A 20,556-nucleotide genomic window follows, 5' to 3' on the forward strand; every position below is an offset into this window, starting at 1 on the left:
GAACACGTCCCGACTGCATGAAACTCTCGACTACCGCACCCCCGCAGCGGTCGAAGCGTCCTACACTCACCCCACGACGACCGCGCCCGCCTAACCACGGAACGAAACCCAGGGCGCTTCAGTCCGTCCCGCTCAGCCTGGGCGGGGGCCCGGAGCAGCCGGTGACGGTGGGCGATGCGATCTGTTTCGAGCTCGCCTACGACGACACGATCTACGACGTGATCACCGGCGGAGCGCAGCTCTTCCTGGTCCAGAGCAACAACGCGACCTACGTCGGCACCGGCCAGGTCGCTCAGCAGTTCGCCATCACCCGGACGCGAGCGATGGAGACCCGCCGGGAGATCGCCGTGGCCACCACCAACGGAGTGTCCGGCTTCATCGGTCGGGACGGTCGTGTGCAGTGGAGGTCGCGCGAGCGTACTGCGGCCTCGACCGTGGTGACGATGCCGCTGCGCACCGACATCACCCCGGCGGTCAGGATCGCCCCATGGCTGGAGCGCGGTCTCGCGCTCATCGCTCTGGGCGGCTGCCTCACGGCGATGATCGGCCGCGGCTCCACGAGTCGGTCCAGAACGGCAGGATCGTGATGATCATCGTGACCAGCTTGCTCTGTACCGCGGCGGTGATGGTGGCGACCAGCCTGGCCGGCGGTCCGACGCGACGCCCTGCCGCACCACTGTTGCCGGGTTTGCTGTGGGCGGCCGGAGCCTGGAGCGCCGGCCTGCTGCTGTGGGACCTGTGGCACCGCGGTGCCGTCACCGTGGCATCAGCCGCGACGATCCTGACCGTCGGGGCTGCGGCGACGATCTGGCTGCGCTACGCGGCTGACAGCCCCCAAGCCGTCGTCGACGACTTCCAGCTCTGGGAACGCGAGCTCGACAGCCCGGAGGTGTCGGAGGAATGAGCATCTTGCCCGCAAGCGGCCAGAGGCGCAACAACGCGTACATCGGCTTCCAGGCCCACGCTGCAGGGAGGACTGTGTTGGCTGGATCTGCTGGGCAGCAACGACGCGTCGGAGGCCAGGACGTGCCCGGCGCTATGGCCCACCGCAGTACGACCGATCAGGCAAGCCCAGATCGATGCCTCCCCCGTTTCGGTCTCCGGACTCTGCTCTCCCGTTGGGCCGCGCTGATCACGGTCCTGGTCAGCATTGGGCTGATGCACCCCATGATGTTGACGTCAGCCCAACCGGTGCCGGTGAGCAGTTCGTCGGGGCATCACGCACCAGCGGCCGCGCAGCCGATTCATGCCGCAGCCACAGCTAGCATCCCGCGCAGTCAACGGCCCACAGATCGGTACCCGACGAGTGGCTGCCCTCACTGTGTCGCGATCTCCGCCGGCGGCTCATCGCCGGACAGACCGCCCGGCGCGATGGGTTGCATCGCTGCCGCCGGCTGCGTGACGGCCATCGTCTTGCTGGCGGTAGCTGTGGCCGTTCGCGGTCGAACCGGCGGCCGGTGGTGGTATTGCCGAGCCCGCAGCATCGGATTGGCACTCGGAGGCATTGCGCATCGAGCCCGCCGATCGGCACCCAGTCTCATAGAACTGTCGATCCTTCGGACCTGACATGGCACGCAGGGCCACCGACCGTTGGGCGGGCCGTCTCGTCTCGGCCGATCCAGTGACATGGCCCTGCCGTGCTCGGTCGATCACGGCCGGCTCCGGCGGGGCGGAGCGTCTACTGGGCCGACGATCTCAAGCACCTTGCAGCGATCGTCGTGCCCGTCAGCCGTCACACCCGCTTTGGCCACCGCACGCCCGGTCGAGCAGCCAGACAAGCTCCCCAGACTCCGCAGGACGACAGGAACACAGGACCGTGAATCAGAAGCGACCGAAGAACAAGCACTCTCGCGGTGCACAGAACAACCGCGAACCCGGATCGGCGCGCGCCCGCGCCCGGCTGGCGGAGATGAAGCGACAGGACGCTCGCGCCCGGACGCGGCGACGCTTCCTGGTCCTCGTCACCGCGGTCATCGTCGCCGGTGCTCTCGGGATCGGCATCTGGCTGGTGGCCCGGCAAGGATCAGCGCCCGACGCCGCCGGACCCGTGGCCGGCACCACGGGACGGCGCGACATGCCGCCGTGGGGGCTGCCGGCCGACCCGGCCCGCCTGGCCGAAGCCGCCGGACTGCAGGCATCGAACATGGAGGGCACCGCCGCGCACTTCCACTCCCATCTCGACATCACCGTCAACGGCCAGCCGCTGGCGGTGCCGGGCTCGCTCGGCGTCGACCCGAAGACCGGATCGATGTCGGAACTGCACACCCATGACGAACGCGGCGTGCTGCACGTCGAGTCGCACAAGACCGACGGCAAATACACCCTCGGCCAACTGTTCGCCGAATGGGACGTACGACTCGACGGCCAAGGCATCGGAGGGCTGAACAACACCGAGACCGACAGCCTGCGCGCCTACGTCGACGGCAAACGCTTCAGCGGCAACCCCGCCACGATCCAACTCGGCCAGCGACGCCCAATCTCACTGATCTACGGGCCGCGCAACGCGACCGACGATCCCGCCCCGACCTTTGCCTTCGACGACAATGAGTGATCCCCGCCCCACCAGCAGATCCGACACCGAGTACGCCCCGAGCAACCGCTCCGCCCGGCCCGCATCAACCCCAGATCCCAGCAGCCGAAGGTCTCGTCACAACGACGCACCGGTGATCGGGTTCCTCGGCGGACTGCGCTTCCTCTGGGCTCAGCTGATCACCATGCGTACAGCGCTGGTACTACTTTTCCTGCTGGCCCTGGCGGCAGTGCCCGGCTCCCTGGTGCCGCAGCAGAACATATCGCCGGTGCGCGTCAAGACCTTCCTACAGCAGCACAAAACACTGGGCCCGATCTATGACAAGGCCGGACTCTTCGACGTCTACACCTCGCCGTGGTTCTCCGCGATCTACATCCTGCTGTTCATCAGCCTGATCGGCTGCATCATCCCGCGAATCCGGGTCTATCTCCGAGCCGTACGAGCACGGCCACCCCGCACCCCCCGCCACCTCCACCGACTGCCCGCCTACGCATCGGTCGACCTCCCCGAATCCGAACCCGACCAGACCGCCTCCGACAACGAGGCAGTCATCGCTCAACTGCGCGACAACCTGCGCGCCAGACGCTACCGGGTCGCCCGGCACCCCGACGGGTCCCTGGCGGCCGAGCGAGGCTATCTGCGGGAAGCGGGCAACCTCGTCTTCCACATCAGCCTGGTGTTCCTGCTGGTCGGCGTGGCAGTGGTCTGGCTGACCAACTTCCGCGGCGACCGGGCGCTGGTCGTCGGAGGGAATAGCTTCACCAACGACCTGGTGCAATACGACGACTTCAAGGCCGGCCCGCTGTTCCGGCAGTCCTCGCTGACCCCGTTCAGCATCAAGGTCGACAGCTTCGACGTGAAGTTCGAGACCGGCAACGTCCAGCGCGGTGCAGCCAGGGAGTTCAAGGCCGTCGTCACCGTCACCGACCGTCCCGGCGACAAGCCGCGGCAAGAGGTCCTGCGGGTCAACCATCCACTCAACCTCGCCGGTGGTGAAAAGATCCACCTGATCGCCTGGGGATACGCGCCCATCGTGACGGTGAAGGACGGCACCGGCAACGTCGTCTACTCCGGCCCGGTGATCTTCCTGCCGCAGGACGGAAACTTCACCTCCGCCGGAGCGATCAGCGCGCCCGACGCCAGACCCCGCAAACTCGGCTTCGAAGGATTCTTCCTGCCCAGCGCCTACATGGACAGCTCCGGGCCCAGATCGGTGTTCCCCGACGCGCTCAATCCCCAACTGTTCCTCAACGCCTGGTCGGGCAAGCCCACCGCCGAGACCGGCCAACCCCAGAGCGTCTACTCCCTCAACACCCGCGGCATGAGCCAGATCATGAACCCGAAGGACCCCAAACAGCCGCTGCGATTCATCCTCCGGCCCGGCTACATCCAAAAACTGCCCAACGGGCAGGGATCCATCCAACTGGACGGCGTGCAGCGCTGGATCAAGATCCAGGTCGGCGACTCCCCCGGCGCGCCCATCACCCTCGTCGCGATCGGAACCGCCGTGCTGGGGCTCAGCTTCTCGTTGTTCATCCGTCCCCGGCGAATCTGGGCACGGATCCGACGGGTAGACGACCACGACCTCCTCGAGGTCGCCGGACTCGACCGGGCCGATGCCCGCACCGGCTTGACCGAAGACGTCGAAGCCCTCGCCAACGGCATCGACCGGCAACCAGCCACACGCAACCGCACACCACCCCGGCGCGGAAGCGGACCAGCGGAACCGGACTCGACCACCGACAACCATTTATCGAAGGAGACGGCATGACGATCGACTACTTCTCCAACCTCGCACTGGTCACCGCCACCGTGATCTACGCCCTGGCCCTCACCATGCACAGCATCGAATGGGCAGCCGCACGAAAAGTCACCGCCGCGCGAAACACCGCCGACGGGCGGGAGCGCGAGGCAGCGGACGACATCGAGACCGGGACCCACCCCGACGCACGGGCACAGATCAGCCGCGCGTCGGAGGCCTCGGCGTCCACCGTGACGATCACCCGGACCGTCGCCCAGGCCCCGCCTGACCCACCGACCTCCGAGCACGAACGCCCAACCGACGACGCCCTTATGAGCGATTCAATGCCGCAGCGGCGGACCCAGATGTTCGGTCGGCTGGGCATCTCATTCACCCTGATCGGATTGATGTGCGCGATCGCCGGCGTCGCCGCCCGAGGCATCGCCGCACACCGCTGGCCACTGGGCAACATGTTCGAGTTCACCACCATGGCGATGGTGCTCATCGTCGCCGGCTACCTCGTGCTGGCCAAGATGGGGATGCGCTGGCTCGGCCTGCCCATCACCATGATCGCCACGGTCGGCAACGGCCTGGCCGTGACCGTGTTCTACGTCGCCGTCGCCGGCCTGGTCCCATCACTGAGCTCCTACTGGTTCATCATCCACATCACCGCAGCAACCATCAGCGGAGCAACATTCAACATCGGCGGCGCGGTCTCGATCCTGTACATGATCAAGAAGCGGGCCGAGAACAAGGGAACCGACAAGGGCTACCTCCTGCGACTCCCAGACTCCCGCCGGATGGACGTGATCGCCTACCGGCTGTTCGCCTTCGCCTTCCCGCTGTGGACGTTCACCATCGCGGCCGGCGCAGTCTGGGCCGAGTACGCCTGGGGCCGCTACTGGGGCTGGGACCCGAAGGAGGTCTGGGCGCTCGTCACCTGGGTGATCTTCGCCTGCTACCTCCACGCCCGATCGACCGCCGGATGGAAGGGCGCGCGGGCCGCAGTCATCGCACTGCTCGGGGTCGCCGTCTTCTGGTTCAACTTCATCGGCGTGAACCTCCTGCTCGCCGGACTCCACTCCTACGCCGGCATCTGACCCAACAAGCCGGGACGGAGCAGTATGGCAGCCGAGCAAGTGGACTTCCGAACACGTTCCGAATACCTTTGATCTCATGACGTCTACAGCCGACTCCTCCGCGGTCACCCGGCGCTCCTCGGACCTGAGCAAGCACTCGGCCGAGGTGTTCGCCGAGGCCGAGGACCACCCCGTCACGGTGACCCGCCGCGACGCCGAGCCCCTGCTGCTGATGTCGCAGCGCGAGGCCGACGCCCGAGCCGAGCTTTTGGACATCGCCGGAGCGCTCATCGCGGCGACGCTCGAGGACGGGCCGCTCACCGAGCGCATGGCCAGCCGGTACCCGTGGATGTACGCGCTCAGCGCCCAGGACCGCAAGGAGTGCGCCCGCGACCTCGTCGACGCCGCCCGGGCGTCGTTCTCCACGCAGCAGCCGCACCTGGCGATCGCCCAGCTCACCAGCTGGCGCGAGACGGCAACGGCGATCGCAGCGGGCCTGGGCTCGCAGCCGGTCGAGTGGCTCGACGAGGACGCGGTTGCTGTTAGCGATGATCGTCAAGCGGATATGAGCGTGCCCGAGGACGGCGTGGTCTCGCGACCGATGAAGAGGTCGGAGCACGTGCTGAAGCACGCCGCCAAGCAATCAGAGATCGCCTGGCGCGACCTCGTGGCCACGATCGGGGACCCGATGAGCGATGCCTGGGACTTCCTGACCCGCACGCCCCTGGCGACGACCTCGGCCAACTACCCGCTCGAGGGATCCCTCGGCGTGGTCACCCGAGGCGGCCGCACCTTCCAGCGCTGGCAGCACGACATCATGGCGAAGAGCGCCGTGCAGGTCTGGTTCTACGTCGACGGCGGCACCGTGCACCTGGAAAGGGTCCACGCCGCGCATGACCACGGGACCGAGTAGCCCGGCATGGGAGCCTTCACTCCGCGGGTGATGCGGCTGCTCACCGACCAGCTGACTGCCACGCCGATGCGCGAGATCGACGCGCTGTTCGACGACCGCGGCGTCGCCCTCGGCCCGCCGCAGCCGCGCGAGAACGACGAGAGCGTCCGGCGCGAGCGGATGCGGCGGTACCTCGCGACCCTCGACCTGGACGACGCCGCCGACGCTCAGCGGCTGGCCGCCGTGCTCGGCGACGTGCTGCAGAGCATCGTCCAGGACACGTCCACCGGTTGGGGCAGCAACGACGGGCTGCGCGACAAGTGGGCCCGGATCCTGCGCGAGGACGGCTTCGACGTCGACGAGGCCACCGGCACCGTCCGCCTCGGCCGGGCCAGCGCGAACCTGACCGAGCACGCGCTCAACGCCCTCCCCGACCCGCAGTCCATCCAGGACCACCTGCGCCGACTCGGCGACAGCGTCGACACCGACCCACGGCTCGCCGTCAGCACCGCCAAGGCACTCATCGAGTCCACCGCCAAGTGCGTCCTCACTGCCCGCGGGCAGACCTACACCCGCGCGGCGAAGGTCCCCGCCCTGGTCAACGCTGCCCAGGAATCGCTCGGCCTCGCACCGAAATCGGTCAGCGACGAGGACCGAGCCCTCCGCCAGGCACTCCAATCGCTGATCACCCTCACCCAGAGCGTCACCGAACTCAGGAACAGCGTCGGCATCGACCACGGAGCCGAGGAGGTGCCGAGATGGGTGCGCCCACGGCACGCCCGCCTCGTCGTCGGCGCGGCCCAGGTTTGGTGCCAGCTCATGCTCGAGACCCTCGCCGACCCCGACGCGCCCTGGCGGCGCTCGGCGACCTGACAAGGGCTGATGTCGGTGGCAGGGCTCGCAGTCCTGGTTCACGCTGTCAGACGTTGCCCTTAGACCTTGCAGGGTCTACACTAGCGCTGTGTGGAGCGTGGACATCGAGCAGATCGCAGGATGGCTCGCTTCGCTGGACGACGACTCGCGCGAGCAGGTGATCGCCGCCATCGAGCTGCTGGAGGACCGCGGCCCGCAGCTCGGACGGCCCATCGTCGACACGGTGACGGCGTCCAGGCATCGCAACATGAAGGAGCTCCGGCCAGGGTCCTCCGGACGTTCCGAGCTCCGGGTCCTATTCGCCTTCGACCCCGAGCGATCGGCCATCATGCTGATCGCCGGCGACAAGGCGGGCAACTGGACCCGCTGGTACAAGAAGAACATCCCGCTGGCCGACGACCTGTTCGACGACCACCTGCGCAGGCTGAGAGGAGAGTGACCGAGATGACCATGACCCTTAAGGACTTCGTCGCCGAGCACCCCGTGGATCGCGAGCACGTCGAGGCCCACAAGGAGAGGATGCTCGCCGAAGTCCGCGCCTACCGCCTCCGCGAACTGCGCGAGCAGGCCGGACTCACCCAGGCGCAGCTCGCCGAACGCATCGGCGTCGGCCAGCGCCAGGTCTCCAAGATCGAGCACGGCGACCTCGACAGCGCGAAGATCGGCACGATCCGCAGCTACCTCGAGGCCGTCGGCGGCGGACTCGCGATCGAGTACGTGATGGGCGATCAGCGCATTCAGGTCGCCTGACACTGGGCGGACCACCCGTCTGTGGCCGCGGTGGCACGACTGCTCACCTACCGTCTTCGCTGGCAGCGCGGACAGAGGTGGCTCGACCGATTCATGAAGCGCTCGCGCACGATCGGGGTGCCGCAGCGCTTGCACGGGCGGCCTTCTTGGCCATAGACATTCAACGAGTTTCTTCCCAACTTCCCACGATAGATACATTGAAAAACTGGGAGCCTCTGAAGGTGGCGTTTCCGCTGGTCAGAGGATACTTCACGGTGAGACGACGCGTGAAGGACGCGCACTGCCTACACACCAGAGTACGGCCTCAGGACTTCAACATGTCAACGGCCCGGTCGAAGGAAGAATCGGGCATCCGTGACCGTGGGCACAGGATGCCTCCGCCAACGAAGATGGGCACTGCGTCGGCTACGACGCAGTCCCGGCCTCCCCTTCTCTTCTTCTCTTGGCGTCCTGTTCGAGCAGGTGGTCCGTGAAGACCTTGGCGATGAACGTCGTCTGCTCCCGCGTCAGCGGCGGCGCGGCCTGGCGGATCTTCCGGACGTGCTCGGCGTGCGCGGTCAGGCCGAACGCCCGGGTCCAGGTCGGAGACCCGGATCAGCGTCTTGATGACCATGCGTCCGTCGCGTCCGTCCACCTTCTCGGTCCGGGCGGGGAGCCTGCCCTGCCAGACGCGCCGCCAGCTGCTCTTGCTGCAGCCGTGGCGCTCTGCCGAGGCGGCGACGTCGAGCCATTCGTCCACGGCCATCGGCCAGGGTTGTGGTCACTCGGTTTCTGCGCTCTGCCGGTCGTCGGCAGAGCGCGCTGGCTCCGGGGCGCAGCAGTCTGCCTCAGTCTTCCGGAGGCTGGCGCGGCGGCGACGGCTGAGGGTCCCGATCAGCAGCACGACGATCACGGCGGCGACGGACACTCCGGTGACGACACCGACGTGTCCTTGGACCCAGCCCGACACCGCAGTGGCGACTCCGGCGACGGCGTTGGTGCGACTGGAGGCGGCAGCGTCGCCGGTGGCGGCCGGGTACCAGTACCAGGCCAGATAGGCACCGGTGAGTACGAGGACGAAGGCAGTAATCCTGGGCCCATAGCGCGCCAGCGATGCGATGCGTCGCGACAGCGCCGAACCTGCTGCGGCGGCGGCAACGGCGACGATCAGCAAGACGGTGGCAGAGCCCGCGGCGTACACGCCGAACACGAGGAGCAGCCCTGCGAAGCTGGCTGTGGCCTGGGCCTGCGCGATGACGGCCAGGAGTACGCCGAAGGTGCACGACAGCGACGCCACGGCGTAGCCGACCCCGAAGAGGACCATGCGTGCGGTGCTCGGAGGGCGGTCCGTGACTCGGGAAGGGATGCTGGGCAGTCGGAGCGAGAAAGACCGGCCTGTCAGCATCGCCGCGCCGAACAGGACGAGCATGACGCCGACGGCGAGCCCCAGCACGGGAGCGGCCTGGATTAGGCTCCGCGCTCCGGCGCTCACAGCGATGCCTGCCAGCGCGAGCGTTCCCGCGAACCCGATGGTCACCGCGACGCCGGCACGCAGCGACCGCAGGAGTCGCACCGGTGCCGGGGAGGAGGCGGCGTCCCCGAGCGCGTGGGTGATCCACGCCGGGAGCAGGGCAAAGCCGCAGGGATTGACCGGGGCGATCATCCCGGCGGCGAAAGCGAGCGCGAGAAGTCCACCCATGGCTCAGGCCCCGGCCTTCTCGAGCTCGGCGACGATCGTGTCGGCGGCGGGGTCGGTGGCGCGGAATGTCACCTTGCCGTCGGCGTCGACGATGATCAGGGTGGACAGCGCGGCGACGTCGAAGCGCTGCGACAGGACCGCGCCCTCGTCGATGGCGGCGGGGACGTGTTCGGCCTCGACGTACTCCATGAAGCCCTCAATGGTCTCCTTGGGCTCGCGCGGATCCATGTCGACGGCGAGGAACTGTGCATCAGTGCCGTTGTCCTCGGCGCTGGCGGCGGCTTCACCGAGGGACCGGACGCCGCCGACGCATTCGCCGCAGCCGACGGAGAAGAAGAACACGGCGGTGGGCTTCCCAGCGGCTGGCAGGCTGATTTGCTGGCCGTCGATACTGGTCACGGGTGCGGGCGAGCCGGCGTCTGCGGAGGACCTGTCCTCGTCGGCGCTACCACAGGCACTCAAGGCCAGAGAACCCACGATCAGGAGGCCTGCGAGCGAAAGGGTTGTGCGGCGGGTGAGGGATATCGTCATCGGTTCTGGTCGTCCTTCGGGTCGGCGGGGTGGGTGGGGTCGGTCGGCAGGCAGCAGTCGGGTCCGGTGCGGCCGTGGCGGGCTCGGCGGCGGGCGACGACCAGCAGGACGAGCGCGACGAGCGCGATGCCCGCACCGATCACCCAGGGGCTGCCGAGGAGGCCTCCGACGCCGGCGAGCACTCCCCCGGCTATGAGCAATGGCAGTGCGCAGCAGACGGCCATGAGCAGCACTGCACCTGCCCCGAAGAGCAGGCCTCCGCCACCTGGCCGGTCATAGTGTTCTGATGTCATCTGTATCTCGAATCTCTCGAAGCCTTGGGTCAGCAGCAGCGGCGGCAGTCGTCGGCCGCCGAGACATCACCCTGGGACCGGTCGAGCAGGCGCGCGGCGAGTTCGGCTCCGATCCGATGCGCCTCGGCCACCGGCACCGCCTCGGCCCCGGGATGCTCGGCGAGCCACTCGGCAGCGTCGCCAACAGAGGTGAAGTAGTGCACCTGGTTGCAGAACGACGATCGGATCGAGGTGATCTGGTCCGGATTCATCAGCGAGACCACGGCAGTGGCGGGCTCGATGCTTATGGCTCCGGCGACCGGATCGACGGCGACGCGGATCATCTCGCCGCTGGCCGGGGAGACCGACTCCACGCGCGCTGGGCGGCCGAGAAGCGCCGGGAAGACCAGGGTGTCCAGCGCGCACCAGGTGTAGAGCCCTTCTCCTGACGCGGTGAACCGGTGCGGGGTGGGCCGCAGGGTGAGGCCCTGGCCGACGATCCGACCCAGGTCGTCGTACTCGGTGTCGGGCACCGCTGCCAGCCCGCTCCTGACCTGCTCGGGTGTGCGGCCCGCGGCCGTGGCGAGCTGCTCGACCGTGACGGGATCGCCGTCGGCGAGAAGCCGAAGCAGCGGGATCAGCAGGCCGGGATCGAGGCCGGTCTCCTCGGTCCGGCTGAGCCGCTCGGGCAGTCGTGTGCTGAGATCGGTCATTGCGGATTCCTCCAGTTCTGGGTTCGGGTATTCGCTGTCTTCAGGACGGGTCATGCGCAGCAGGACAGCTTGGCGACGTCGGCGGTGAAGGCCTTGGCGACGATCCGGATGCCCTCGGCCATGGTCAGGTAGGGTGCCCAGGCGTCGGCGACCTCGGCGATGGTCTTGCCGAGCACGTGGACCCCGGCGGCGGCCAGCTCCCCCGCGTCCTTGGCGACCGCGGTCAGCCCCAGGATCTCCCCGGTGTCCGCGTCGGCGACCATCTTGATGAAGCCGCGGGTGTCGCGATTGACCAGCGCGCGGGGCACGTAGTGCAGGGGCAGGACGCGGCAGTCGCAGCGGATCCCCGCCTCGAGGACCTGCTTCTCGGTCATCCCGACCGCGCCGATGGCAGGAGAGGTGAACGTCACCCGGGGCAGCCTCGCGTAGTCCACCGGCTTTTGGGCATCTGTGAACGCGTTCTCAGCCACGAGGGTGCCGTGGTGGGCGGCGACATAGACGAACTCGGGGTGCCCGGTGACGTCCCCCGCGGCCCAGACCCGGGGGTTGGACGACTGCAGCTGGTCAGAGACGACGATCTGCCCGGCGTCGCCAGTCTTCACCTCCACCGCCTCGAGGTTGAGTCCCTCGGTGACCGGCCGTCGGCCGAGCGCGACCAGAACCTGGTCGGCGCGGAAGTCCTGCGATCCGCCGGACACGTCGGCGGTGACGACGACCTGTCCGTCCGCGTCGCGGGCGACGCGGGTCGGGACCACTCGGCGGACCACTCGGATGCCCTCGTCGGAGAAGACCTCGGCCAGGGCATTGGACACCTCCAGCTCCTCCTTCGACGCCAGCCGGGAACGGACCAGCAGGGTCACCTTCGCCCCGAGACGCGCATACAGCTGGGCCTGCTCCAGCGCCACGTAGCCGCCGCCGAGCACCAGCAGCGACTTCGGCACCGCCGTCAGCTCCATCGCCGTGGTCGAGGTCAGGTACCCGGCCTCTTCCAGGCCCTCGATCGGCGGGGCCCATGGCCGGGATCCGGTCGCGACCAGGTACTGGTCAGCCTCGATGGTCCCGACGGCCCCGTCGGGTCCGACGACCTCCAGGACCGGCGCGTCGGGGGTGCCGGCGAACGAGGCGTCGCCCTTGCGGACGTGCCATCCGTACGCCTCGGCGACATCGACGTACTTCTCGCCTCGCAGGCCCTCGACCAGGTCCTGCTTGCTCCCGATCAGCGCCGGCATGTCCACCGGATCCGCCGACGTTTCGATCCCCGGGAAACGGTCGGCGGCGTCGGCCGCGGAGTGCCGCGCGTCGGCGGCGGCGATGAGCGCCTTCGACGGCACGCAGCCGGTGTTCACGCAGGTTCCGCCGAGCGTCCCGCGCTCGATCATCACCACCGACTTGCCGAGCGTGTTCGCACGGATCGCGGCGGCGAACGCTCCGCCGCCCGATCCGATGATGGCGAGGTCGTACTTCGTAGGCATCCCTGCTCCTGTCAGTCCTTGGTCTTCTGTTCCGTCATCAACTATGCTGGACCTTCCAGTACAGGGGAAGGTCAAGTACGGCCGCGACACGATCGGAGGACGGCGTGAAGATCGGGGAGCTCGCACAGGCGGCCGGCACCACGGCCAAGACCCTGAGGTTCTACGAGGAGCAGGGGCTGCTACCGCCGCCCGGCAGGACGTCGTCGGGGTACCGTGACTACCCGCCGGACGCGATCGCACGTGTCGACTTCGTCCACCGCGGCCAGGCCGCCGGCCTCACCCTCGCCCAGATCCGCCAGATCATGGACATCCGCGACGCCGGACGTGCCCCGTGCGACCACGTGCGCGACCTGCTCGACGCGCGCCTGCACGACATCGAGCAGCAGATCTCCCAGCTGTCCGCACTGCGCGACACCATCACGGACCTCCGGGACGATGCAGCGCACCCCGAGCCGGAGACCTGCAGCGCCGATCAGGTGTGTCGCTACCTGTAGGTCCTCGTCAGACGTCGAAAGTTGTGAAAGGAAGACCGTCAGTCAGCCTCGACGGCTTCGTCGATTGAACGGGTCTCATGGACCGCCGCTGCAAGTCAGTGCCCACCCCGAACTGGGCAAATCGCCCTGTCCTCACCACTGCCGGTTCGTGCCGTGGAACTGCAGTGTCCGCATCGACGCCCACGCGCGGTGCGAGAGAATACCGTGACCGGAGCGCTTCTGGAGCGACGGTGATCGTCCTACATTGACGTATCGGGAAACGAGGCGACGCCATGGCGATGTAGCCCGATCCCCTGTTTGTGATCGCGTCGCAGGCGACCGATCGAACTAGCGTTTCCGCTGGCAGACAGGGCAGAAGAAACTCGATCGGTTCATGAACTTCTCCCGCACGATCGACGTCCCGCAGCGCATGCAAGGCTGGCCAGCAAGACCGTAGGCATTCAGGCTGCGGGCAAAATAGCCGCTGCTGCCGGCCACGTCGACATAGAGGGAGTCGAACGATGTACCGCCCTGGGCAAGAGCAGCGGCCATGACCTCCCGCGCCGCGTCGACCAGCGCTGAGATCCTTGGCTTGCTCAACGACGAGGCTGCCGTCTCCCCCTGCTCCTTGGCAGCCCACAGTGCCTCGTCGGCGTAGATGTTCCCGATGCCGGACACCACCGTCTGGTCCAGCAACACGCGCTTGATCCCGGTGCTCCTGGCCTTGATCCGCGCGACCGCCGCCGGCTGGTCGAACTGCGGGTCGAAGGGATCCCTCGCGATGTGGGCGATCAGCGAGGGCAGCACCGCTCCGCCCTCGTCGTACAGCAGATGGCCGAACGTGCGCTGGTCGTCGAACCGCAGATCGTGGCCTCCGTCGGTGAAGGTGAAGCGCGCCCGCTCGTGCGCGGCGACTGCGGCATCAGGGGACGAAATGAGCATCTGCCCGCTCATCCCCAGATGCATCAGCAACGCATCTGCACCGTCCAGGATCAGCCACAGGTACTTGCCGCGGCGCGCAGTCCCCGTGATCGTCGCACCGACCATCCGTGCTGCGAGATCCGCCGGACCGCCCACATGACGTCGCGCCGCACGCGGATGCAGAACAGTCGCCGAGGCGATCGTCCGGCCACGGACATGATCGTCGATCCCCCGACGCACGACCTCGACCTCAGGCAATTCAGGCACAGGCCACACCTCGCAGACTCCGCGACCCGACTTTGTGTCGGTGCGCTACTAAATGGGCTGGACCGTTGAGCTGCTTGTCCAGAGCCCTTCGTGCCAGGTCAGACCGCAATATCGCTTGTCGACGCATGGCCGATGCCCGGCACAGACAATCGCGACCTTCGTGTGCACGGCTTCCTTCGACTCGCTCTACGTCAATGTCGAGGTAGCCGGACCGGCCGTCGACGTTCACGTACAGGTCGTCGAAGCTGGTCCCGCCCACGTCGAGCGCCCGGCGCATGACGGCCTCGGCGCCGTCCAGGACCCGCCGGGCACGTCCACGGGTGAGCGACTCGCCAGGGGCGTCGAAGCGGGTGCGGGCGGCCCACAGACCCTCGTCGGCGTAGATGTTCCCGATCCCGCTGACCAGGGACTGGTCCAGCAGCAGGGCCTTGATCGGGGCGCGCCGCGCGCGCATCACCGCGATCACCGCCTCGCGGTCCTGGGCGGGGTCGAGCAGGTCGCGGCCGATGCCGACCACGTCGGCCGGCAGCAGGTCGTCGATCGAGTCCGGGGTTGCGGGGAGCCCGTCGGCGTCCTGTTCGAGCGCACTCGTCCACAGACCGCCGAAGATGCGCTGGTCCACGAAGTCGACCTGCGCGCCGTCGTCCAGATGGAGCACGATGCGGCGATGCCTGTGCGGATCGCTGGCCGGGCCCTCGCCGCGCGGGGCGGGGGCCGACGGCGCGACGGTCCCCGCGTCAGCCTCCCCGCCGTCCTCCGCCTCGGGCGCTCCGCCGCGGACGCGCATCTGGCCGCTCATGCCCAGGTGCGTCATGAGCGCCTCGCCGAGCTCGTCGCCGCGCTCGTCCTGCAGACGCCACCACAGGAACTTCCCGCGCCGCTCGAGCCGGGCGACGCGGGCACCGGTGACGGCCTGCACGAACGCGTCCGGCCCGCCGATCTGGCGGCGCAGGGATCGCGGCTCGTGGACGTCGACGCGGGTGATGACGCGGCCGTCCACGTGCGGGGCGAGGCCGCGGCGGACCACCTCCACCTCGGGCAGCTCGGGCATGGGCGGGCTCCGGTTCAGCCGCGCGGGAGCACGGACTCGCCGCGGGCCTCCAGGAGGCTGCGCACGGCGTGCTGGGCGGCGGCGAGCTCGGCGTCCTTCTTCGAGGCGCCCTCGCCGCTCGCGGTGACGATGCCGGCGATGGTCGCGGTCGCGGTGTAGGTCTTCGCGTGCTCGGGGCCGGTGCCGGTGATCTCGTAGACGGGCACCGTCCCGGTCTCCGCGGCGATCTCCTGCAGGCGCGTCTTGAAGTCGTACCCGGCCTCGAGGATCTCGTCGCTCTCGAGCAGCGGGCGCAGCAGCTCGAGCACGTACCGGCGGGAGACGTCCTGTCCGCACGAGAGGTGCACGGCGCCGATCAGCGCCTCCATGGTGTCGGCGAGGATCGAGGCCTTGTCTCGGCCGCCCGAGAGGTCCTCGCCGCGGCCCAGCTTCACGTACTGGCCCAGCTCGATGCGTCGGCCGATGAGCGCGAGCGCGCGCGTGTTCACCGTGGCAGCGCGGCGCTTGGCGAGGTCCCCCTCGGGCAGCGTCGGATGGACGGTGTAGAGCTCCTCCGTGGTCGCGAGCTGCAGCACGGCGTCGCCCAGGAACTCGAGGCGCTCGTTGTGCGGGATCTGCTCGTGCTCGTAGGAGTACGAGCGGTGCGTGAGCGCGAGGTCGAGCAGCCCGGACTCGGTGAGCCGGCGTGCCTGGTCGGGGAACAGGGGCAGCGTCGCGAGAAGCTCCTGGGGATCCCTCGCCTCGGTGGACCGCCGTGAGCGGGCCATCAGCGCTCCTCGTCGACGGGCGCGCCGTCGTCGGGATCGCCGCCGTCGGTGTGGTCGGCGTCGGACCCGCCGTCGGCCCCGGCGCGCTCGGATTCGCCCGCGTCGGCCGACTGCCCCTCGCCGCCGAGCAGGCCGCTCAGGGCCGCCCAGCGCGGGTCGATCACGTCGTGGTGGTGGTCGGGATCGTCCTCGAGGCGCGCTCCGCACTGGGCGCACAGACCCATGCACGAGGGCTTGCACAGCGGGCGCTCCTCGGCCTCGAGCGCGATGACGTCGTGCACGAGGGGGCCGAGGTCGACGTCGTCGCCGCTGAGGGCGGGGACGTCGTCCTCCTCGTCGGCCTTGATCTTCTCGGGGTAGCTGAAGAGCTCGTCGATGCGGGCGTCGACCTCGCGCTCGAGCGGGTCCAGGCAGCGGGAGCACTCGCCGGTGACGCGGGCCCCGACGGTGCCGCTGACGAAGATGCCCTCGGCCACGGACTCGAGCTCGGCGTCGAGGCTGATCGACTCGCCCGCGGGGACGGTCAGGGCGAGGTTGCCGACCTTCTGGTCGCCCACCTGGACGGCGCGGTCCACGTGCCGGTGTGCTCCCGGGCGGCCGATGAGGTCGACGACGTCGAAACGGAGGTCGAGATCGTCGGGCGCGGGGATGCTGGCTCGAATGTTCACGGCCCCAGGATACGAGCGGGAGCGCCGGCGGGGCTCGGGGCGCGCGGGTCGGGGTGACGGGTCCGACCCGGGCGTCAGGACCCCGACGGGCCCGTGGGCTCCTCGCGCTCGGCGAGCGCCGCCTCGAGGGCGCGGCGGGAGGCCTCGGGGAGCATGTCGTCGATCGGGCCGCCCAGCTGGGACACCTCGCGCACGAGGCTCGAGGAGATGTGGGAGTACCGGGCGTCGGTGAGCAGGAAGACGGTGTCGACGTGCGCGAGATGCTGGTTCATGCGCGCCATCGGCTCCTCGTAGGCGAGGTCGATCTGGCCCCGCATGCCGCGCACCACGGCCCGTGCGCCGTGCTCGCGGCAGAAGTCGACCAGAAGTCCGCGCGGCAGCACGGCGCTCGTGACCTTGGGGTCGAGCCCCTCGGCCCGGATGGTCTCGTCGATCGCCTGCTGGCGCGCCTCGAGGCTCAGCATCCCCTTCTTGTTGGGGTTGTGGGAGATCGCGATGATCAGCCGGCTGCACAGCATCGCGGCCCGGCGGGCGAGGTCCAGATGGCCGAGGGTGAACGGGTCGAAGGAGCCCGGCAGGACGATGGTGCTCATGGAGGAAGCCTAATCGGCCGACGGCGACTGCCCGGCGGGCGCTTCGCCGGGGTGCTGCGCGTGCCACTCCTCCTCGAGGATCGCCCAGGTCATGCCGTCCATCCAGCCGCGGGTCGCGTGCAGCGACTCCCCGCGGAAGATGCCCTCGCAGCGCAGGCCGATCTTCTCCATGATCCGGGCCGAGGGCGCGTTCGCGGCGAAGCAGCTGGCCTCCACGCGGTGCAGTCCCAGCCCGGCGATGGCGATGCTCAGGAGCGCCGCAGCGTACTCGGTGCCGAGCCCCTGGCCGTGCACCTCCGGGTCGAGGACCCAGGACAGCTCGCCCTGGCTGCGGTGGGCGGCGGCGATCGCCTGACGCTGGGACCAGGCATCCTGGACCATCACGCCGCCCACGGCGACGACCCGGCCGTCGAGCTCCCCGACGATCCGGGCCGCGAGCGACTGCTCCCAGGTCTCGATGTGCGCGGCGCGCGAGGCCGGCAGGCCGTAGGTCCATTCGTGGACCTCCGGCCTGCCGTACCAGGGCCAGATCGCCTCGGCGTCCTCGGCGCGGGCGCGGCGCAGCGTGAGCCGCTCCGTGCGGAGCGGCCAGTCGAGGTCTGCGAGCGTGATGGTCACCGCGCCAGGGTACGCACGTGAGGGCGGGCCGACGGCCGGGTGGCCGGAGGACCGGATGCTCGGGCGCTCAGGGCTTGCCGTGGGGGTCGCGGGCGTTGAGCATCTCGACCACCTGCGGATAGTCCCCGCGCACCTCGGCATAGCGCAGCACCTTCACGGCCTCCACCTGGATCTCGCGCAGGGAGGACGCATCCCCTGCCGCGAGGATCTCCATGACCTCGTCGGCGAAGGCGTCGAGCGGCATCGCCATCTCGTTCTCGGCGTGCCCGGGCATGAGGTCGGTGCGCACAGCCGGCGGCTCGAGCTCGAGCACGCGCACGTCCGTCCCCGCGAGCTGCAGGCGGATCGACTCGCTGAGCATGTGGATCGCGGCCTTGGTCGCGTTGTAGGTGGGGGTCGCTGCGAGCGGGGTGAAGGCGAGCCCGGAGGAGACCGTCATGATCGTCGCGTCCCCGCGGGAGACGAAGTGGTCCAGGAAGGCGGAGATGAGTCGGATTGGTCCCAGTACGTTGGTGGTGACGGTGGCCTCGGCGGTCTCGAGCAGACCCTCGGACGTCGTCCAGTCCTCCGCGCGCATGATCCCTGCCATCGCGATGAGGGTGTCGAGGTCCGGGTGCTCGGCGCGCACGGTGCGGGCGGCCGACTCGATGCTCCGCGTGTCGGTCACGTCCAGGGCCACGGTGCCGAGACCGGGGTGCTGGGCGGCGAGCTCGGCGAGCCGCTCGGTGCGTCGGCCGCCGATGATGACGGTGCTGCCGCGCTCCTGGAGGCGCAGGGCGAGGGCGAGACCGATGCCGCTGGTCGCGCCGGGGATGAAGATCGTGTGTCCGGTGAGTTCCATGGCGGGCAGTCTTCGCCGCGTCCGGGCCGCGCACCAGGGCCGGTGCATCGGGGGATCCGCGATCCCTGGTTGCGCGAGCGCGCTGACGGGATACTCGGGGCATGGATCCAGCGAGCACAGGGGCCGACGAGGCACCCGTCGCAGACGAGGCGCGCACGCGCGTGGAGCCCACGGGCGAGGCGCGGACCGGCGAGGCGCGGACGGGCATGGACCGGGAAGCGCTCGCAGGCTTCCTCGTCGCCCGCCGTGAGGCCATCACGCCGGCCGACGTGGGCCTGCCCGCCGGCACCCGCCGGCGCACACCGGGGCTCCGACGAGAAGAGGTCGCGCAGCTGGCGACGATGTCCGTCGACTACTTGACCCGGCTCGAGCAGAAACGCGGACCCCAGCCGTCGACCGCGATGCTCGCCTCGCTCGCCCGCGCCCTGCGGCTCACGGCCGACGAGCGGGACTACCTGTTCCGCGTCGCAGGACACAGCGCCCCGGACCGGTCGATCGCGCACTCCCACGTCGCGCCGGGGCTGCTGAGGGTGCTCGACCGGATCCCTGACGTGCCGGCGATGATCATCTCGAACCTCGCCGAGCCGCTCGTCCAGAACGAGCCCGCGCGGGCACTCTTCGGTGACGCCTCCCTGCTGGACGGATGGGAGCGCAGCGCGATCTTTCAGTGGTTCGCCCATCCCGAGACCTGCCGGGGCATGTACCCGCCGTCCGACCATGCCCGGCAGAGCCGCGCGCAGGTCGCGACCCTCCGCGCCGCCTACGGCGCGATGGGCCCGCGATCGCGGGCAGGTGAGCTGGCGCGGCTCCTGCATGCCCGCAGCGAGGAGTTCGCCCAGCTCTGGGACGCCCAGATCGTGGCGCGGCGCTTCGAGGACCACAAGGTCGTGATCCACCCGGAGGTCGGCGAGATCGAGGTGGACTGCCAGGCGCTGTTCACGGAGGACGAGACCCAGGTTCTTCTGGTGCTCACCGCTCCCCCGCACACGGAGGACGCGAGCAAGCTCGAGCTGCTGGCGGTGCTGGGGACGCAGGCCACGCAGGTCCGGTGAGCCGGATCGGTGCGCTGTCCGTGGGGATCACGGCGTCCACCGCGCCTCGATCGACCCGTGCGGCCTCGCGCCGGGATCGGTGCGCTGCTCGACCTCGGACACCGCGAATCCGACGTCCTTCAGAAGCCTCTCGAGCTCGGCCACGGGCCAGAAGTGTGCGGTCGTGATCGCGTGGTCGAAGGGTTCGATCCGAGGCCCGTCGAAGAAGCCGAGCAGCAGGGCACCGCCGGGGCGCAGCACCCGCCCGATGGACGCAAGGGCCTCCTGCATCCGCTCGGGCGGGAGATGGATCAGGCAGTACCAGGCGAGTACTCCCGCGCACGAGTCGTCTTCGACACCCGGGGCGAGCACGTCGCCCAGCCGGTACTCGACGCCGGGGTGCACGGTGCGCGCGCGATCGACGAACGCGGGCACCGGGTCGATGCCGAGCACGTGAAATCCCTGCGCGGCGAGGTGCGCGGTCCAATGACCGGGTCCGCAGCCCAGGTCGAGGATCAGTCCGCCCCCGCCGTCATCGACGGTGCCCGCCTCATCGGCCGTGGCGCCCGCGCGCGTCCGCCGCGCCCAGTCCTCGATGTGTCGACGGTCCGTACCGGCCATCTGCTCGACCGACCCGAGCACCTGCGCGTACTCCTCGGCGCGCGCGGCATACGCCTCCCGTGTCCCCTGCTCGCTCACCCCTGCAGGGTAGGTGCGGCGGGCACGACGGGCCTGCTGAATCGCCGGCACACGTAGACGCGTGCGAAGCGGGCGCGGGCCTCCGCCTCGTCCGCC

At 69.4% G+C, this 20,556-nt stretch carries 23 protein-coding genes and 2 pseudogenes; 11 read left to right on the forward strand and 14 right to left on the reverse strand.

Annotation, left to right across the window (positions count from 1 at the left end):
* The first annotated feature begins 161 nt into the window (after positions 1–161).
* The 9 genes and pseudogenes from MHY49_RS03150 to MHY49_RS03190 all read left to right on the forward strand — a co-directional run bounded on the left by MHY49_RS03150 (position 162) and on the right by MHY49_RS03190 (position 7,865).
* Positions 162–587 (forward strand): hypothetical protein, encoded by a 426-nt coding sequence (locus MHY49_RS03150; protein ID WP_239202544.1) that lies wholly within the window; start codon positions 162–164, stop codon positions 585–587.
* Positions 587–904, forward strand: a complete 318-nt coding sequence (locus MHY49_RS03155; protein ID WP_239202546.1) for a hypothetical protein — start codon at positions 587–589, stop codon at positions 902–904. Before MHY49_RS03150 ends, MHY49_RS03155 begins: the two co-directional genes overlap by 1 nt.
* 912 nt (positions 905–1,816) lie before the next feature.
* Positions 1,817–2,551: a hypothetical protein gene (locus MHY49_RS03160; RefSeq protein ID WP_239202548.1), complete on the forward strand. Its 735-nt coding sequence runs from the start codon at positions 1,817–1,819 to the stop codon at positions 2,549–2,551.
* 112 nt (positions 2,552–2,663) lie between these two features.
* Entirely contained in the window at positions 2,664–4,301 is a 1,638-nt protein-coding gene (locus tag MHY49_RS03165) for a cytochrome c biogenesis protein ResB (protein WP_239202550.1), read from the forward strand.
* A complete protein-coding gene (gene ccsB, locus MHY49_RS03170; RefSeq protein WP_239202552.1) occupies positions 4,298–5,371 on the forward strand; it encodes a c-type cytochrome biogenesis protein CcsB in 1,074 nt (357 codons plus the stop codon). The genes MHY49_RS03165 and ccsB overlap by 4 nt, the downstream gene beginning before the upstream one ends.
* Positions 5,372–5,447: 76 nt before the next feature.
* A pseudogene (locus MHY49_RS03175) lies at positions 5,448–5,873 on the forward strand (prevent-host-death protein); the annotation flags it as partial.
* Between the two features lie 396 nt (positions 5,874–6,269).
* Positions 6,270–7,115 carry an abortive infection family protein gene (locus tag MHY49_RS03180; protein ID WP_239202554.1) on the forward strand — a complete coding sequence of 282 codons (846 nt, stop codon included), beginning with the start codon at positions 6,270–6,272 and terminating at the stop codon, positions 7,113–7,115.
* A gap of 88 nt (positions 7,116–7,203) precedes the next feature.
* The gene (locus MHY49_RS03185) at positions 7,204–7,554 is read left to right on the forward strand and encodes a type II toxin-antitoxin system RelE/ParE family toxin (RefSeq protein ID WP_239202556.1); all 351 of its coding nucleotides are present in this window, start codon (positions 7,204–7,206) and stop codon (positions 7,552–7,554) included.
* Between the two features lie 5 nt (positions 7,555–7,559).
* Entirely contained in the window at positions 7,560–7,865 is a 306-nt protein-coding gene (locus tag MHY49_RS03190; RefSeq protein ID WP_239202558.1) for a helix-turn-helix transcriptional regulator, read from the forward strand.
* Positions 7,866–7,912: 47 nt separating this feature from the next.
* Here MHY49_RS03190 and MHY49_RS03195 read toward each other — a convergent pair.
* The 6 genes and pseudogenes from MHY49_RS03195 to merA form a co-directional block, all read right to left on the reverse strand.
* A pseudogene (locus tag MHY49_RS03195) lies at positions 7,913–8,035 on the reverse strand (zinc finger domain-containing protein); the annotation flags it as partial.
* A gap of 590 nt (positions 8,036–8,625) precedes the next feature.
* On the reverse strand, positions 8,626–9,543 hold the full coding sequence (locus tag MHY49_RS03200) for a cytochrome c biogenesis CcdA family protein (protein ID WP_239202559.1): 918 nt from the start codon (positions 9,541–9,543) through the stop codon (positions 8,626–8,628).
* A 3-nt stretch (positions 9,544–9,546) separates the two neighbouring features.
* Positions 9,547–10,074, reverse strand: coding sequence for a TlpA disulfide reductase family protein (locus MHY49_RS03205; RefSeq protein WP_137320157.1), 528 nt, complete (start codon positions 10,072–10,074; stop codon positions 9,547–9,549).
* Entirely contained in the window at positions 10,071–10,367 is a 297-nt protein-coding gene (locus MHY49_RS03210; protein WP_137320158.1) for a hypothetical protein, read from the reverse strand. Before MHY49_RS03210 ends, MHY49_RS03205 begins: the two co-directional genes overlap by 4 nt.
* 29 nt (positions 10,368–10,396) lie before the next feature.
* Complete coding sequence (merB, locus tag MHY49_RS03215) at positions 10,397–11,113, reverse strand: organomercurial lyase MerB (RefSeq protein WP_239202561.1); 717 nt, start codon at positions 11,111–11,113, stop codon at positions 10,397–10,399.
* On the reverse strand, positions 11,110–12,531 hold the full coding sequence (merA, locus tag MHY49_RS03220; protein ID WP_137320160.1) for a mercury(II) reductase: 1,422 nt from the start codon (positions 12,529–12,531) through the stop codon (positions 11,110–11,112). Before merA ends, merB begins: the two co-directional genes overlap by 4 nt.
* 104 nt (positions 12,532–12,635) lie before the next feature.
* Here merA and MHY49_RS03225 point away from each other — a divergent pair, with 104 nt between their 5' ends.
* Positions 12,636–13,025: a heavy metal-responsive transcriptional regulator gene (locus MHY49_RS03225; protein WP_070436137.1), complete on the forward strand. Its 390-nt coding sequence runs from the start codon at positions 12,636–12,638 to the stop codon at positions 13,023–13,025.
* A gap of 327 nt (positions 13,026–13,352) precedes the next feature.
* On the opposite strand, the gene mutM (MHY49_RS03230) is transcribed toward MHY49_RS03225, so the two are convergent.
* The 7 genes from mutM (MHY49_RS03230) to MHY49_RS03260 form a co-directional block, all read right to left on the reverse strand.
* On the reverse strand, positions 13,353–14,192 hold the full coding sequence (gene mutM / locus MHY49_RS03230; RefSeq protein ID WP_092107218.1) for a bifunctional DNA-formamidopyrimidine glycosylase/DNA-(apurinic or apyrimidinic site) lyase: 840 nt from the start codon (positions 14,190–14,192) through the stop codon (positions 13,353–13,355).
* Positions 14,185–15,243, reverse strand: a complete 1,059-nt coding sequence (gene mutM, locus MHY49_RS03235; protein WP_239202563.1) for a bifunctional DNA-formamidopyrimidine glycosylase/DNA-(apurinic or apyrimidinic site) lyase — start codon at positions 15,241–15,243, stop codon at positions 14,185–14,187. Before mutM (MHY49_RS03235) ends, mutM (MHY49_RS03230) begins: the two co-directional genes overlap by 8 nt.
* Positions 15,244–15,257: 14 nt before the next feature.
* Positions 15,258–16,010 (reverse strand): ribonuclease III, encoded by a 753-nt coding sequence (gene rnc / locus MHY49_RS03240; protein WP_228358314.1) that lies wholly within the window; start codon positions 16,008–16,010, stop codon positions 15,258–15,260.
* Positions 16,010–16,678 carry a DUF177 domain-containing protein gene (locus MHY49_RS03245; RefSeq protein ID WP_239202565.1) on the reverse strand — a complete coding sequence of 223 codons (669 nt, stop codon included), beginning with the start codon at positions 16,676–16,678 and terminating at the stop codon, positions 16,010–16,012. The genes rnc and MHY49_RS03245 overlap by 1 nt, the downstream gene beginning before the upstream one ends.
* Positions 16,679–16,752: 74 nt before the next feature.
* Positions 16,753–17,271 (reverse strand): pantetheine-phosphate adenylyltransferase, encoded by a 519-nt coding sequence (gene coaD / locus MHY49_RS03250; protein ID WP_239202566.1) that lies wholly within the window; start codon positions 17,269–17,271, stop codon positions 16,753–16,755.
* 9 nt (positions 17,272–17,280) lie between these two features.
* The gene (locus MHY49_RS03255; RefSeq protein WP_239202567.1) at positions 17,281–17,889 is read right to left on the reverse strand and encodes a GNAT family N-acetyltransferase; all 609 of its coding nucleotides are present in this window, start codon (positions 17,887–17,889) and stop codon (positions 17,281–17,283) included.
* Between the two features lie 67 nt (positions 17,890–17,956).
* Entirely contained in the window at positions 17,957–18,730 is a 774-nt protein-coding gene (locus MHY49_RS03260) for an SDR family oxidoreductase (RefSeq protein ID WP_239202568.1), read from the reverse strand.
* Between the two features lie 206 nt (positions 18,731–18,936).
* Here MHY49_RS03260 and MHY49_RS03265 point away from each other — a divergent pair, with 206 nt between their 5' ends.
* Complete coding sequence (locus MHY49_RS03265; protein WP_239202664.1) at positions 18,937–19,782, forward strand: helix-turn-helix transcriptional regulator; 846 nt, start codon at positions 18,937–18,939, stop codon at positions 19,780–19,782.
* 27 nt (positions 19,783–19,809) lie between these two features.
* Here the strand turns inward: MHY49_RS03265 and MHY49_RS03270 are convergent, their stop codons facing one another.
* Positions 19,810–20,460: a methyltransferase domain-containing protein gene (locus MHY49_RS03270; RefSeq protein ID WP_239202569.1), complete on the reverse strand. Its 651-nt coding sequence runs from the start codon at positions 20,458–20,460 to the stop codon at positions 19,810–19,812.
* Between the last annotated feature and the right edge of the window lie 96 nt (positions 20,461–20,556).

Source organism: Brachybacterium sp. ACRRE (assembly GCF_022346485.1).
Classification (GTDB): Bacteria; Actinomycetota; Actinomycetes; order Actinomycetales; family Dermabacteraceae; genus Brachybacterium; species Brachybacterium halotolerans.

Bases quoted from the DNA above. Each gene is read 5' to 3' on its own strand.
- merB (WP_239202561.1), bottom strand. From the start codon at position 11,113: ATGACCCGTCCTGAAGACAGCGAATACCCGAACCCAGAACTGGAGGAA.
- MHY49_RS03265 (WP_239202664.1), top strand. From the start codon at position 18,937: ATGGACCGGGAAGCGCTCGCAGGCTTCCTCGTCGCCCGCCGTGAGGCC.
- coaD (WP_239202566.1), bottom strand. From the start codon at position 17,271: ATGAGCACCATCGTCCTGCCGGGCTCCTTCGACCCGTTCACCCTCGGC.
- MHY49_RS03205 (WP_137320157.1), bottom strand. From the start codon at position 10,074: ATGACGATATCCCTCACCCGCCGCACAACCCTTTCGCTCGCAGGCCTC.
- MHY49_RS03260 (WP_239202568.1), bottom strand. From the start codon at position 18,730: ATGGAACTCACCGGACACACGATCTTCATCCCCGGCGCGACCAGCGGC.
- MHY49_RS03200 (WP_239202559.1), bottom strand. From the start codon at position 9,543: ATGGGTGGACTTCTCGCGCTCGCTTTCGCCGCCGGGATGATCGCCCCG.
- MHY49_RS03210 (WP_137320158.1), bottom strand. From the start codon at position 10,367: ATGACATCAGAACACTATGACCGGCCAGGTGGCGGAGGCCTGCTCTTC.
- rnc (WP_228358314.1), bottom strand. From the start codon at position 16,010: ATGGCCCGCTCACGGCGGTCCACCGAGGCGAGGGATCCCCAGGAGCTT.
- merA (WP_137320160.1), bottom strand. From the start codon at position 12,531: ATGCCTACGAAGTACGACCTCGCCATCATCGGATCGGGCGGCGGAGCG.
- MHY49_RS03155 (WP_239202546.1), top strand. From the start codon at position 587: ATGATCATCGTGACCAGCTTGCTCTGTACCGCGGCGGTGATGGTGGCG.
- ccsB (WP_239202552.1), top strand. From the start codon at position 4,298: ATGACGATCGACTACTTCTCCAACCTCGCACTGGTCACCGCCACCGTG.
- MHY49_RS03190 (WP_239202558.1), top strand. From the start codon at position 7,560: ATGACCATGACCCTTAAGGACTTCGTCGCCGAGCACCCCGTGGATCGC.
- mutM (WP_239202563.1), bottom strand. From the start codon at position 15,243: ATGCCCGAGCTGCCCGAGGTGGAGGTGGTCCGCCGCGGCCTCGCCCCG.
- MHY49_RS03180 (WP_239202554.1), top strand. From the start codon at position 6,270: ATGGGAGCCTTCACTCCGCGGGTGATGCGGCTGCTCACCGACCAGCTG.